The 13,375-nt window shown below is 50.8% G+C and carries 12 protein-coding genes and 2 pseudogenes; 11 read left to right on the top strand and 3 right to left on the bottom strand.

Annotation, left to right across the window (positions count from 1 at the left end):
* Positions 1-74: 74 nt before the first annotated feature.
* From E1963_RS08730 to E1963_RS08695, 8 genes and pseudogenes are all read left to right on the top strand, one after another.
* The gene (locus tag E1963_RS08730; RefSeq protein ID WP_132277196.1) at positions 75-998 is read left to right on the top strand and encodes a GTP-binding protein; all 924 of its coding nucleotides are present in this window, start codon (positions 75-77) and stop codon (positions 996-998) included.
* Positions 999-1,022: 24 nt separating this feature from the next.
* Entirely contained in the window at positions 1,023-1,670 is a 648-nt protein-coding gene (locus E1963_RS08725; protein WP_132277194.1) for a corrinoid protein, read from the top strand.
* Positions 1,645-2,427: pseudogene (locus E1963_RS08720) on the top strand (uroporphyrinogen decarboxylase family protein). Before E1963_RS08725 ends, E1963_RS08720 begins: the two are co-directional and overlap by 26 nt.
* Before the next feature lie 10 nt (positions 2,428-2,437).
* Positions 2,438-3,307, top strand: coding sequence for a uroporphyrinogen decarboxylase family protein (locus tag E1963_RS08715; RefSeq protein WP_132277192.1), 870 nt, complete (start codon positions 2,438-2,440; stop codon positions 3,305-3,307).
* 12 nt (positions 3,308-3,319) lie between these two features.
* Positions 3,320-3,970 carry a corrinoid protein gene (locus E1963_RS08710; protein ID WP_132277190.1) on the top strand — a complete coding sequence of 217 codons (651 nt, stop codon included), beginning with the start codon at positions 3,320-3,322 and terminating at the stop codon, positions 3,968-3,970.
* A 17-nt stretch (positions 3,971-3,987) separates the two neighbouring features.
* The gene (locus E1963_RS08705; RefSeq protein ID WP_132277188.1) at positions 3,988-5,004 is read left to right on the top strand and encodes a methylcobamide:CoM methyltransferase MtbA; all 1,017 of its coding nucleotides are present in this window, start codon (positions 3,988-3,990) and stop codon (positions 5,002-5,004) included.
* Positions 4,997-6,607 carry an ASKHA domain-containing protein gene (locus E1963_RS08700; protein ID WP_330570760.1) on the top strand — a complete coding sequence of 537 codons (1,611 nt, stop codon included), beginning with the start codon at positions 4,997-4,999 and terminating at the stop codon, positions 6,605-6,607. The genes E1963_RS08705 and E1963_RS08700 overlap by 8 nt, the downstream gene beginning before the upstream one ends.
* A 50-nt stretch (positions 6,608-6,657) precedes the next feature.
* The gene (locus E1963_RS08695) at positions 6,658-7,776 is read left to right on the top strand and encodes a uroporphyrinogen decarboxylase family protein (protein WP_132277184.1); all 1,119 of its coding nucleotides are present in this window, start codon (positions 6,658-6,660) and stop codon (positions 7,774-7,776) included.
* A 41-nt stretch (positions 7,777-7,817) separates the two neighbouring features.
* On the opposite strand, the pseudogene E1963_RS22635 reads toward E1963_RS08695, so the two are convergent.
* Positions 7,818-8,461: pseudogene (locus tag E1963_RS22635) on the bottom strand (ATP-binding cassette domain-containing protein); the annotation flags it as partial.
* A 170-nt stretch (positions 8,462-8,631) separates the two neighbouring features.
* On the opposite strand from E1963_RS22635, the gene saoC reads away from it, so the two are divergent.
* A complete protein-coding gene (saoC, locus tag E1963_RS08680) occupies positions 8,632-9,174 on the top strand; it encodes a Cys-Cys-COOH (seleno)protein SaoC (protein WP_167482152.1) in 543 nt (180 codons plus the stop codon).
* A 51-nt stretch (positions 9,175-9,225) separates the two neighbouring features.
* Here the strand turns inward: saoC and E1963_RS08675 are convergent, their stop codons facing one another.
* On the bottom strand, positions 9,226-9,921 hold the full coding sequence (locus E1963_RS08675; protein WP_132277178.1) for a response regulator transcription factor: 696 nt from the start codon (positions 9,919-9,921) through the stop codon (positions 9,226-9,228).
* 87 nt (positions 9,922-10,008) lie between these two features.
* On the opposite strand from E1963_RS08675, the gene E1963_RS08670 reads away from it, so the two are divergent.
* A complete protein-coding gene (locus E1963_RS08670; protein WP_243117648.1) occupies positions 10,009-11,673 on the top strand; it encodes a sensor histidine kinase in 1,665 nt (554 codons plus the stop codon).
* A gap of 41 nt (positions 11,674-11,714) precedes the next feature.
* Positions 11,715-11,945 (top strand): hypothetical protein, encoded by a 231-nt coding sequence (locus E1963_RS08665; protein WP_132277176.1) that lies wholly within the window; start codon positions 11,715-11,717, stop codon positions 11,943-11,945.
* Positions 11,946-11,954: 9 nt separating this feature from the next.
* Here E1963_RS08665 and saoX read toward each other — a convergent pair whose 3' ends face one another.
* Entirely contained in the window at positions 11,955-13,235 is a 1,281-nt protein-coding gene (gene saoX, locus E1963_RS08660; protein WP_132277174.1) for an ABC transporter substrate-binding subunit SaoX, read from the bottom strand.
* Between the last annotated feature and the right edge of the window lie 140 nt (positions 13,236-13,375).

Below are 13,375 nucleotides of genomic sequence, written 5' to 3'. Positions count from 1 at the left end.
TTTTTGCATAGGATATTCCTTCGGCCTCCTATGCACGGGTTCTATATTCTAATATGCGAAACAGGAGGAACGAGATGGAGATACAGATTGTCGCGGGTTTTCTGGGAGCCGGAAAGACAACCTTTCTGAACCAATACCTGCCGCTGCTGTCTGGAAAGACGGTGGTGATAGAGAATGAATTTGGGGATATCGGGATTGACGGCAGGCTGATTCAGGGAGACATTCCGGTAAGGGAGATTTATGCGGGGTGTATCTGCTGCAGCCTTGCACTGGACTTCCAGGAAGGAATCAGGGAGATAGCCAGGACCTACAATCCTGACCGCATCCTCATAGAGCCGTCGGGATTAGGAAGGCTGTCTGATATCGTGAAAGCCTGTAAGATGGCAAGGGAAAAAGAGAAGGTTAGCCTGCAAGTTACGAAGCTGATTACCATCGTGGATATCGTATCCTGTGAAGAATATATGGAAGGGTTTGGAGCATTCTATCTGGACCAGATCGAACGGGCGGGTCTGCTGCTTTTAAGCAATATAGAGGAACTTGATGAGGCAGTGAAGAACAGGGCCATCGCCAGTTTGAAGGAACGGAATCCGGGAGCGGTCCTCTATACCGGCGACTGGCGGCAGTTGGATAAAGCCGCGCTCTTAGCGCTGCTGGATGCTGCCGGTGACTATGACGAGAAGGAGAACGCGGTTAAGCCTGTGCCGGCGGTTCCCGCCGACAAGGTGTTTTCCAGCCTTTCCTTTTCCGGCCTGAAGGAAATGACGGAAAAGGAGCTTGCCCTGCTTCTGGAAGCACTGAAGAAAGAGGAATATGGATACGTGCTAAGGGCAAAGGGCAGGATAGAGACAAAAGAGGGGGCTGTGATGCACTTTGACTACACTCCTTCTGCCTCGGCTTATAGAGAGGATACGGGGGCTGCCGGCAACGGGAGCGAGGCCGTGGTAATCGGATGCAGGTTGAACGAGCCGGCGCTGGAGCTGCTGTTTGGGACACTATAAAAAGATAACCAAAAGGAGCGTAAGATGGAGACAAAAGAAGCATTGCTGAAAAAGCTGTCAGACTGTGTGTTTGACATGGAAGATGAGGAAGTGGTGGATGTAGTAAAGGAGTATATCGCGTGCGGCTATGATCCTGAGGAAGGGATGCTAAGAGGCCTTGTCGATGGGATGAAACGGGCAAGCGGACTGTACGAAGAGGGCGAGTATTTCGTTCCGGAGCTCATCGTATGCTCTGACGCCATGTATGCAGGAATCGAAGAATTCCAGAAATATCTGCCGGATTCTGAGCATACGAGTATCGGAAAGGTGGCCATCGGAGTCGTGGAAGGGGACACCCACGATATCGGGAAAAATCTTGTGAAGATTATGATGGAGACCGGCGGATTTGATGTCTGTGACCTCGGACGTGACGTACCTCTCGACAAATTTGTCGACTATGTAAAAGAAAATGAAGTAGACATACTGTGCCTCTCCTCCCTCATGACGACGACGATGCCGGGAATGGGGATAGTCATTGATAAGCTGAAAGAAGCCGGACTGCGCGGCAAAGTTAAGATAATGGTAGGAGGTGCCCCGGTATCCCCTGCATTTGCAGAGAAGATAGGCGCGGACGGCTACACCGGCAGCGCCATAGAAGCGGTAGAATATGCAAAAAGCCTGGTTGATGCATAAGGGGGGAGCAGCCATGATGGAAAAAAGAGAAGCGGTAAAGGCGATACTGGAAGGGAAAGGGGCAGACAGGATACCGATTATAATGAATGCATTTTCCCTTCCGGTCATGCGGTATGGCTATACGATGCCTGAGGTGATGATGAGTCCGGAGAAACTGACGGAATGTATGGTAGGAACGAGGCAGGCACCTGCGTTTAAGGCCATGATAAAGAATCCGGAACTTTTTCTCGCCCTCTGCGATTACGTAGAGGATGCCGTGGTGGAATCGTGTAAAGTGCTCGTGGATGCGGGCCTGGATTTCCTGTGGTTTCCGATGCCCAACTTCGGCGGCTACTGCATATCCAGAACATCCTATGAGAAATGCATCTCGCAGAGCAACATACGGGCAAACAGGCGTATCAAAGGCTGCGGGGCGTCAATCGTCATACATACGTGCGGCTTATATGACGACCGGTTTGACCTCGTATTGTAGGAATCCGGGGATGCATGGCATATATCTGATACGCAGACGAAGAAGGTGAAGGAAGAATATGGAGACAGGGTAGCTCTGATGGGCAATATCCCCTGCTGTTCCATCCTCATGGAAGGGAGCGAAAAAGAGGTATATGACTTTGCTTTCCAGGAATGTATGGATGGGGCAAAGGATGGACGGTTCATACTGAGCGGCGACTGCGACGTGTCTCCGCTGACACCGGATGAAAACGTGAAGGCGGTGGTAAAAGCAGCCAAAGACGCGGAGAAAGTGCTGTTTGGATAAGGAGGAAGTGATGGGAGAGATAAAAGATTTTCACTGTACATACGACAATTCCGCTGGCATCAATGAAGAGGTGACGCGTAAGCTTAACTTAAAGTTTCCCGACGCATATATGCACTGGGAGACGATGGCGGCCCTGTCCAAGGCGCTGAAGATGCACGACGGGGCATCCTTCTGCGAGCTGCCCTTCTGCCATACGGTTGAGGCCGAAGCGATGGGCGGCGTCATCAATTATGGGAATGAAAAGACGGGCCCCAGGGCCAAAGAATATGTCTGTACGGCTCCGGAAGAGCTGCTGGACCTGCCGGAGATGGACTTCCGGAAAGGAAGGATTCATGAAGTGCTCCTTGCCTGCCAGGCGCTTAGAAGGGAAGGCGAACATGTTGTACTCCAGGTATCCGGGCCATTTACGATTCTGAATGTACTGATCGATGCGAAATATGTATTCAAGGCTATGCGCAAAAAGCCAGATCTGATGAAAGACGTATTCTGGAAGCTGGGAGATGAGATTCTGCGTTTTATGGAAGAAGCCAGGAAATATGGAGTGGATATGATCAGCTATGCAGATTCTTCCGGAGGGCTTAGTATCCTTGGCCCTAAGATGGCAGAGCAGGTAGTGGAAGACTTTACCTATGGATTTCTGAAAAGAGTCGAGGAGAGGATGGAAGGCGAGACGCTCGTACTTCTATGTCCAAAGACTACATTTGCTCTTCTCGGGACAAAGAAGGCAGAGCTCTTGGATGCACGATTGTCCGGACCGTCAGATTATGGCGAGGCCTGTATCGAGATGGTCGGAAAAACCGGATTTGTAGGGCAGATGTGTATCAAAAACATACACTATAAGCTGGAGAATGCAGTCATAAAGACGGTGAAGCTAATGTAAAGGAGAGGACAGATGAGTGAAAAGGAAGAATTGTTGAAAAGGTTGTCGGACGGCGTAGTTGATATGGAAGAAGATGATGTGGAGGAGGCGGCCAGAGAATATCTGGAGGCCGGATATCCTGCATTTGACGGTATCATGGAAGGGCTGGTGGATGGAATGAACCGTGCCAGCCTGCTGTACGAAGAAGAGGAATATTTTGTCACGGACGTGCTTCTCTGTTCGGATGCCATGTACATCGGGCTGGATATCCTGCGCCCGTTTCTTCCGGAGGAAAGCGGGGAAGGAAAGAAAAAGGGCGTCATCGGAGTCGTGGAAGGCGATACCCATGATATTGGCAAGAATCTCGTAAAAATCATGCTGGAGACAGCCGGCTTCGATATGGTCGATCTTGGAAGGGATGTGCCTCTTACGCAGTTTATCGAGACGGCCAAAGAGGAAGGGGCCGACTTTATCTGTATGTCCACCCTGATGACGACAACCATGGGCGGCATGGAGGAGGTTATCCGGATGCTGGAAGAAGAGGTGATGCGCAAGAAGGTGAAGGTGATGATAGGCGGCGGTCCTATCTCGCAGAAATATGCGGACAAGATTGGGGCGGACGGATATTCGCAGAATGCGGTGGAGGCAGTGAAGCTTGCAAAACGCCTCCTGAATATTGCTTAGGAGAGAAGGAGAGGTACATGCTGACACCAAAGGAAAGGCTGCATAATGTTATGAAAGGGAAGTCGGTGGACAGGCCACCGTGCATATGTCCGGGGGGCATGATGAACATGGTCACGGCGGAACTGATGGATGCAGCGGGCATCTATATGCCGGAAGCCCATACCGATGCAGAGAAGATGGCAGGGCTGGCCCGGGCCGTATACGAATCAGGATGCTTTGAAAATTATGGAGTCCCCTTCTGCATGACCATTGAGGCAGAAGAGCTGGGGGCCAGGGTGGAGATGGGTTCCCTGGTGTATGAGCCACATGTGAGCGGATATGCCATAGAATCCGTGGAAGAGTTCAAGAAACTTCCTCGTATGGATACGGGCAGAGGCCGGGCAAAAGTCGTTCTGGACGCAATCAGGATACTAAAAGAGAATGCAGACAGTGTTCCTGTCATCGGGAATCTGACCGGGCCGATAAGTACAGCCAGTTCCGTGATGGAACCGGTGATATTCTATAAGGAACTGCGGAAGAAGAATGAACAGGCCCACGCATACATGGAATTTATCACAAGCCAGCTGATCACGTTTGGCAGAGCCCAGATTGAAGCCGGTGCAGACGTAATAGCCATATCAGATCCAAGCGGGACAGGCGAGATATTAGGTCCCGGATATTTTAAAGAATTTGCCGTGACATATCTGAACCGCCTGCTTGACGGGCTCCAGTTGGAGAAGATGGGGACTATCGTACATATCTGCGGACAGATGAGCCCTGTATATAAGGAAGTGCAGGAGGTACGAAGCAGCGTGCTCAGCTTTGATTCGGTCGTTCCGATGAAAGAAGCGAAGGCGAACCTGAAAGACAGGGTACTGATGGGGAACGTCAGCACATATGCGCTGGAATTCGGGGAGCCGGAAAAGGTAAAGACACTGGCCAGAGGCTGCGTAAAAAGCGGTTCGGATATCATATCCCCTGCCTGCGGGCTCGGAATGAAATCACCCCTGGCGAATGTACAGGCAATACTTAAGTGCCTGAAGGAGGATGCGTAAGATGGCGTCGGTGACGATAAGGGAAAGCGGGGAGAAGATTTCCTGCAGGACGGGGGAGAATCTGCTGAACGTGCTGCTGGAATCCGGCATATTCATAGATAATCCGTGTAACGGAACGGGAGTATGCGGAAAATGCAAGATTAAGGTATCAAGCGGAACATTGTCAGAGCCAACCGGCACGGAAAGCAGCCGGTTAAGCCCCATGGAGCAGGAGGCCGGAATCCGGCTGGCCTGTATGGCGGATGTCCAGGGCGATGTGAAAGTGGAACTTCTTAACAAGGACCGAAAACACAAGGTGCTGACCAATGGATATGTGCCGGAGTTCGAGATGGATTCTTTTGAGGACGGATACGGCATTGTCATAGACATCGGTACGACCACAGTCGTAACGACCCTGGTCGAGCTCCGTACAGGAAAGGAGCTGGCGGATGCATCTATGCTCAATGCCCAGAAGCGTTACGGACAGGATGTGCTGACGAGGATTACTTATGAGTATGATAATCCGGACCAGGGAGCAGAGGAGCTGAAGGATGCAATCGTCCGCTCCATCAACGCCATGATAGAAGAGGTGTGCCGGGAGGCGGCTGTGGACAAGGAGGGAATCTGTGCAATCCATGTGGCTGCCAACTGCACGATGATGCATATGCTTCTTGGCGTGGATGCCCGGCCGATTGGAAGGGCGCCCTATGAGCCGGTATTCAAAGAGGCCCGTGAACTGGCGGCCAAGGAGATCGGGCTAGAGGCCGGAGAGGGTACGAGGCTCTACTGTCTTCCACAGGTGTCCGGATATATCGGTGCGGATATCGTGGCGGGTGCGTACGTGTGCCGCCTTCAGGAGGAAAAAGGGAATGTGCTGTTCATCGATATCGGGACGAATGGCGAGATTGTGCTTGCAAGCGGCGGAAGACTGCTGTGCTGTTCCTGTGCCGCGGGCCCGGCATTGGAGGGGATGAATATCAGTTCCGGGATGCGTGCCGCTGAAGGTGCGGTAGAGGACGCCGTGATCACGGAACAGGGAGTGAAGCTTTCAACGATAGATAACAAAGAGCCGGCGGGAATCTGTGGCAGCGGAATCCTGGCGGTAGTGAAGGAGCTTCTGCGCACCGGGATTGTCAAAAAGACCGGGGTATTTATCAAGAAAGATAAGCTTTCGGAAACGGACTACCGGTATCCGATGATTCAGATGAACGGATCCAAACGGGAGTTTATCCTGCATGAAGAGCCGAGGCTGCTCGTCACGCAGGGGGATGTCCGGCAGGTGCAGCTCGCCAAAGGGGCCATACTGTCCGGATTTACGGCTCTGCTTGCCAAAGCCGGAATCTCTATGCATGACCTTGACAAAGTGATGATAGCGGGCCAGTTCGGTGCCCATCTGCCGGCAGATTCATTGACAGGAACCGGAATCCTGCCGATAGAAGTGGAAGATAAGCTGATATATGTGGGTAACGCTTCTAAGACTGGAGCCTATATGACGCTGATGTCAGAAAGGGCAAGGCAGGAAGTGGAAGAACTGGCCCGGAAGATGGAATATCTGGAGCTGGCGGAGGCTGAGAACTATGAACGGATATTTACGGAGAGCATGATATTTCCCGAATATCCGTGACAGAGATAATGCTGCGGCATCCGTGACAAGACGGAGGAAGGAGTGGAAAGATGGAGTATGAAGAGCTAAAGCGGCTGATGGGCGCCCAGAAGGGGGAGATGACGGCCGCCGAACGGATGAAGGCATATAATGCAGGGGAGGAGGTAGATTATACTCCCTATACGCTGCAGGCGCCAGATCCGGCGATGGCGGATATATTTGGTTTCACGACGGCTCAATTTGCCAGAGACTTTGAAGTAAAGAGCGAAGTCATCCGCAGAAGAAAGGAAGAGTTCGGCCTTGACAGCTTCAACGTAGGCCTGGGACTCAAAACGATAGGAGGCGCCCTCGGGTCCAAGCTACGGGCGCCGGAACACGGGATTGATTATGTAGAAGAACATGTGCTGAAGGATTATGCGGATTTTGACAGGCTGGAGGTGACAGACCCGTATAAGAACCCGGTGCTGTCCCCCATCCTTGAAAGTGCGAAACGGCTGAAAGACCGGTTCCCGGACGTGAGCATGACGACGAGCGTGGCAGGCCCCATGTCTACGGCGATTGCGGTCCGTCCGGTGGAAATGGTGCTGAAAGATACCCGGAAGAATCCGGAAATGCTGCATAAGCTGCTGGATCTGACGGTGGAATGTTCCCTGAGATGGTTTGAAGCATTCCACCGGGAATTTGGCCCCGTAGGGACCAGCTTTTCAGACCCTGTCACCTGCATGGATGTCATCAGCAAGAAGCAGTTTGACGAATATTCACTGCCATATATCAAGAAACTGATCGACGGCACGGAGCAGATCATGGGATCCAGGCCCGGGGCTCATATCTGCGGCAAGACAAGCCCCATATGGGGGGATCTTGCAGATGCGGGACTGTTTTCCTTCAGCATCGACAACTGTGAAGATCTGGAAGCGGCCAAGCATGCTGTTGGCAGCCGGATGCGGATTGCAGGCAACGTCCCTCCCGTGGACGTGATGAAGGAAGGAACCATTGACGATGTAATCGCGTCATGCAGGGAATGTCTGCTGAAATGTGCGGACAGCCCTGCCGGATTCATCCTGAATACGGGATGCCAGCTCCCGATAGGGACGCCAAAGTCCAACGTGGAGGCCTTCATCTATGCGGCGCGAAAGTATGGCAGAGGCGCCCGGATCGGGACCATGCCCAAAGGGATTACGGAAGGATAGACCGGAGCGAGAGGATTACAGGGACAGGAATGGACGGCCTATACGATTCTGGTCCCCCTGTATTCCTCTAAAGCAGACTTTAGAGCGTCCTTCGCGTCTGCATCGAGATGGTTGGTAGGCTCGTCGAGCGGCAGGATATCCGGCTTCTGAAGGAGCAGCTTGCCGAGCAGGACCCGTGTCCTCTGTCCTCCGCTTAAGTCGGTGACATACTTATCCAGCCCGATGTCCATAAGTCCGAGCGCACGTGCCACTTCTTCTGCCTTGGCATCTATCATATAAAAATCGTGCAGGGTCAGCGTATCCTGAATCGTACCCAGTTCTTCCATCATGAGGTTCATGCTGTCTTCGTCCGCCGAGCCAAGCGCGGTGCAGATGTCGTTCATCCTTGCCTCCAGATCAAAGAGATGGGAGAAAGCAGATATTTTAAGGCATCACGTATGGTCATCCCTTTTTCCAGAACGGTATGCTGGTCCAGATAGCCGATGTGGATGTCTTTGGTCCATTCTACTCTGCCGGAATCCGGTATCAGCCTGCCGGTTACGATATTAAAAAACGTTGATTTACCTTCCCCGTTCGCGCCTACTAGACCGATGTGCTCGCCCTTCTGCATACGGAAGGAGACATCATGGAAGATGGCACGGTCGCCAAAGCCATGGGATAGATGATCTACAGTTAAAATACTCATGGTTCGATAACTCCTTTGCTGCTGCCATAGGTGGACAGCAGTATCAATATAATATAATAAGGAGCGGCACTCAATGGTTTTTGACAGTTCATCTGCTAATTGCCAGGACAGCAGAGATGCTGTAATATAAAATTGTAATCAATTGTAAGAAGACGGAAGAGGGATATAATATGGACATGTTGAAGAAGATTGCGGGAAGTACGGCAGGCAGATGTATCATCGTGGCAGTCATATTGATTATGGCTTTTGTCATACATAACGAACTGGAAGGCCAGCGGGACAGGCATCAGGCCGCACAGGAAAAGCAGCAGAAGCCGCAGAGGGATGTGGAGTATGCCAGCCAGGTGGAAAGCGGAAACAAGATATTGAAAGCGTTTGAAGATCAATTCCCAAAAGCGGAAGTGATACTTGCATGTGAGGAAGACGTGACAGATGACGGCAATAAGGATCTGGTCGTTATCTACAAAGAGGAGGGGCTGACAAGGACGGTAACGGTCATAGACAGCGGGGATGGCGTCGATTATACATTTACGGCACCGATTCCAGGGCCGATAGAGAATCAGAAGATTCAATTCAAGAACATTGATAAAGAAGGGGAGATCGAGATTATCGTAACCGGGGAGAAGAACGGGGCGGTCGGCTATGCCATCTACCGGATAATAGATGAAGAGATGGTCGACTTGTTCGGGGAGGGAATGGAAGACTGCTGCTAAAGCAGTATCAAAAGCGGACGCGCATGATGTTATGGCGTCCGCTATGCCTGTCTACAGGAAAAACTGGTATCCCTTCCCCCACACGGTGCGTATGTGTACCGGAGCAGAAGGGCAGTCTTCAATCTTGCCGCGGAGTTTCTTGATATATACGAGAATCGTGCTGTCGTCAGCCGCATCGCTTTTCCATACTTTGCGGAACAGCTCTTGTTTGGTAAACGTATATCCGGGATGATCCATAAAAAGGCAGAAAAGTGCAAATTCTTTGGAGGTAAGTGCAATCTCCCTGCCGTCTTTCCATATGGTCTGTGAATTCATATGCAGGGTAAACGGCCCTTTTTGGACCGGGGCCTGAATACTGTCAGGAGCTGCGGCATATTGGCTTGTGCGGCGCATGATAGCCTGTATCTTGGATACGAGCACAGATTTGCTGAACGGCTTGGTTATATAATCGTCGGCTCCGAGCTTCAAGCCTTCTACCTGTGCGGCATCTTCTGCCCTGCCGCTCAGCATGATTACCGGGGTATATATCTTTCGCCGGCGAAGTGTCTCAAGCAAGGCAAAACCATCCTGCTCTGGCATCATGACATCCAGGAGAATGATATCATACGTGCGTGCTTCTAACATTTCCAGCGCAAGCGTACCGCTTCCAGCGCAAGAGACATCCATATGCTCCCGTTTTAATACAGCGCCGACTGCTCTTAGTACAGCGGGTTCGTCATCAATGATAAGTACCGATATATCCTGCATGTTGCTGCCACCTGTCCTTCTGTTATAATAACCATAGGTAGATTATATCTGCCCTGTTTTTTAAAGTCAACTGCCGGAGAATAGAAGATGAAGAAAAGAATGAAAACAAGCATGAAAAGCAGACGGGTACAGACTTCCATCACAGCGGTGGGGGCATTGCTGATTCTGGTGATAGCTTTCATATGCTACCGTACGGTCAAGGAGACGATTGTCAATAATGAAAAGGAGAACATGATAAGTATTGCAAGGGTAAGTGCCAGAAGCCTTGAGGCCGGTTTCCGCGCCAAAAGTAATCTCGTCTATGCCGCCCTGTCAGGTGATATGGATAACGTAGAAGCCATAGAACAGAATATGCTGAAGACGGGTGAAAAGAGCAGATATATACCGCAGGCAGATGCAGGGAGCCTGAAGAAGTGGGAGAAAGAGGCATGCGATGAAGCGGCCGTACAGCCTGGGGAGGTTATTGCAGGACCGGTCAGACATCTGGATGAAGGCTATTATGCCCTCTATCTGACCAAAGCTGTCTATATCGGGAAAAGCCTTGCGGGGTATGTGCAGGTTGAGCTGAACCTGGATGAAGTCTATGAAGAGGAACAGGCATTGTCTAATCTAAAACTGGGCAATGGAGGATATTGTGTAGTGAAGGACAGGAATGGGATAACAGTCATGTCAGGGGATGGTGGAAAAGAAGAAGAGCTTTCCGTCTCTGAATACAAAGAGACAGACTGTGAGATGGTATGGTCCTATCAAGTCCGGGGCGGAACACCCGAACGTACGCGCAGACTGATAGCATATGATACAGCAGAATTTGAGGGCGAGCCGTTCAGACTGTGCGTGGTTGAAAGCTATGACGGCATCGTAGAGCCGATTGACAGGATTGCACTTTATCTTGCCGTGCTTGGGCTGGTGCTATTGTTGTGGATCAGCCTATTCATCAGCCGGCTTGTGCAGCAGCGTAGAAAAGAGGAGAAGCTTAAGATGGAGCTTCAACATGAAAAGGAACTGAATGAGGCGAATGAAGCGCTGAGAAACCAGGAGAATCTGATGCAGAAATATAACCATTCAAAGACCATGGCTGTCCTTACAGGGGCAATAGCACATGAGTTTAACAATCTCATGACTCCGGTCGTGCTATACAGCGAGCTGCTGATCGAGAATGAGACGGTACAGAGGGAGATGCCGGATGAGACGGCAGAACTTTCGGCTACGGCAAAGCGCTGTGAGGATCTGGCACGACAGCTGCTGGATTACAGCAGACAAGGCAGGGCGGAGAAAGTGCTGTCTGTCTACAATGCAACATTCGCGGTGGAAAACAGTGTCTGTATGGTGGAACGTCTTGTTCCTGATAATATCACACTGCGCACGGCGGTCTGCCGGACAAAGTATTACGTAAGAGGACAGGTTGGCGCGTTAAACCAGATCATACTGAATCTGGCTGCCAATGCGATACATGCAATAGGTGAAAGGAGGGGGACGATAGGAATCCAGTTCGGACTGAGCACCGAAGATGAGAGAATGGCTAGGCTCGTGGTAGAAGATGACGGAGGCGGGATTCCGGTAGCTGTACGCCAGCATATCTTTGAACCATTTTTCACCACAAAATGTGAAGAGGGAGGAAATGGAATCGGGCTGACGGTGGTAAAGCGACTGACAGAAGAACACGGAGGATCTATCCGGGTCAAAAGCGAGGAAGGGAAAGGAACCGTATTTATGATGGACTTCCCCTGGGTTCGGAATGAATTGGGGGTTTAGTAAACCAGACGCCGAGGGGGAGGTATGGGGCAGATGCTCCGATGCGTCCGGGAACTGCGACTATCACACAGATTCCTAAGCCTGTGGAATGTTCGCCGATTGCGGCTCTCATCCCACGGGCCAAGGAATCCGTCCCGGAATCCTTGGTTTGTGGGAGAGGAGCTGCTATCAGCGACTCTGCCGCAAAGTTAGGAGGCCGTGGACTAGTCGAAGCCTCGGTCGCATCGGAGCAGATGCCATCCGGCTCTCCTCCCGCAGCCCACTTTACTTAAAACCCCCATTTATTCATAAGTGATCCGGTCTTTCAGATCTTTATTCAGATAAGAGGTTGCCGTATCGGATATGTCTACGGCTTCTTTGTCTGATATATTATCGATTTCTTTTGCCTTGCCGTACCAGTCTTCGAAGGTCATTCCTATCGGCATGACAGGATCGATTTTTTCTTCGATGAATTTTTCGAAATCTTCAACTCCGGCGTCTTCAGATATTTCGGTCTGCATAAATTTGCTTACGTCATTGACATGTGGTATCTCTTCATCTGGTATCTGGGGATATTGGGTAAAATAATGTTCATAATTCTGAATGTTCTGCTCTGTAAAGTGCCAGGTGATGGTGCGTCCCTCGGCTACCGTCTTCATGTAGATCGTGCGGAGCGCCACATAAGGATCCACGTCAAACCCGTCTGCGAACATCATAGCGGCATTATACGGATGTTCATACATGTATTCGATTGAAAGCTGGTGTGCATATACAAGGCGTCTTGCCAGCTCCGGGTGGTTTTCCTTGAAGTCATTGGACATTGCGTAGATACAGCAGAGCCCCCATGTATCTGCGGATGATTCGGCATCTACATCAGCAGCGCCCCAGCCGATTCCCATAATCTTACCGAACCCCTCAAATTCAGCCATCGAGGCATAAGGATCGCAGCAGGTAAAAGCATCAATCTGTCCGGCCTTGAGCGCAAAGCAGGCATCCTGCTGTCCCATGTCCACGATATTGTAGCTGGATGCGTCTGCGGGTATGCCGAGCTTTTGTGACCATGTCAGAAATTCAGGATCGATATCGGGCGTAGCGGTCATGGAACCTATTGTCTTGCCGACAAGGTCCTGCGGCTCTTCAATGTCATTGCTAACGACAAGATAACGGGAACCTCCCATATGGTTAGCAGCCGCCATGCAGAACGGAGCACCTTTGTTTACGGCAAGTATGGCACCTTCAATGCCGGTATAGCCGACATCCATGGCGCCGCTCGTCAGTGCCTTGAGCGTCTCGGCGGATTTGGTAATATTGACATTGAGCCCCATAGCTTCATATATGCCGGCTTTATCGCCGATAATACCTGCAACCATGTGGTCACAGTTAAAATACCCCATTTCTACCGTATAGCTCTTCTCTTCGCCTGTCAGCTCTCCGAATTCAAAATCCTTTACGGCCTCCTTCGGATCATATCCTGTTGTCTCTACATCTTTTGTCACCGTCTCCGTCTCGCTGTCATGGCAGGCAGTGATAACCGGGACGAGCAGTGTAACAACGAGAAGAGCGGCTAATAATTTTCTCTTCATAATCTTTCCTCCTTTGTAATAAATATTAATATTTGTTAATATTTAGTAGTTAAATGATAGCAGAACAACAGCTGATTATAAAGTTGGGAGGAAGAATATCGTGAAATCAAATAAATAGAAAACGGAATATTTAAAAACCA

It is taken from the genome of Extibacter muris, assembly GCF_004345005.1.
Taxonomy (GTDB): domain Bacteria; phylum Bacillota; class Clostridia; order Lachnospirales; family Lachnospiraceae; genus Extibacter; species Extibacter muris.
This window is presented reverse-complemented; position numbering and strand designations above follow the sequence as displayed.

Bases quoted from the DNA above. Each gene is read 5' to 3' on its own strand.
- E1963_RS08730 (WP_132277196.1), top strand. From the start codon at position 75: ATGGAGATACAGATTGTCGCGGGTTTTCTGGGAGCCGGAAAGACAACC.
- E1963_RS08725 (WP_132277194.1), top strand. From the start codon at position 1,023: ATGGAGACAAAAGAAGCATTGCTGAAAAAGCTGTCAGACTGTGTGTTT.
- E1963_RS08715 (WP_132277192.1), top strand. From the start codon at position 2,438: ATGGGAGAGATAAAAGATTTTCACTGTACATACGACAATTCCGCTGGC.
- E1963_RS08710 (WP_132277190.1), top strand. From the start codon at position 3,320: ATGAGTGAAAAGGAAGAATTGTTGAAAAGGTTGTCGGACGGCGTAGTT.
- E1963_RS08705 (WP_132277188.1), top strand. From the start codon at position 3,988: ATGCTGACACCAAAGGAAAGGCTGCATAATGTTATGAAAGGGAAGTCG.
- E1963_RS08700 (WP_330570760.1), top strand. From the start codon at position 4,997: ATGCGTAAGATGGCGTCGGTGACGATAAGGGAAAGCGGGGAGAAGATT.
- E1963_RS08695 (WP_132277184.1), top strand. From the start codon at position 6,658: ATGGAGTATGAAGAGCTAAAGCGGCTGATGGGCGCCCAGAAGGGGGAG.
- saoC (WP_167482152.1), top strand. From the start codon at position 8,632: ATGGACATGTTGAAGAAGATTGCGGGAAGTACGGCAGGCAGATGTATC.
- E1963_RS08675 (WP_132277178.1), bottom strand. From the start codon at position 9,921: ATGCAGGATATATCGGTACTTATCATTGATGACGAACCCGCTGTACTA.
- E1963_RS08670 (WP_243117648.1), top strand. From the start codon at position 10,009: ATGAAGAAAAGAATGAAAACAAGCATGAAAAGCAGACGGGTACAGACT.
- E1963_RS08665 (WP_132277176.1), top strand. From the start codon at position 11,715: ATGCGTCCGGGAACTGCGACTATCACACAGATTCCTAAGCCTGTGGAA.
- saoX (WP_132277174.1), bottom strand. From the start codon at position 13,235: ATGAAGAGAAAATTATTAGCCGCTCTTCTCGTTGTTACACTGCTCGTC.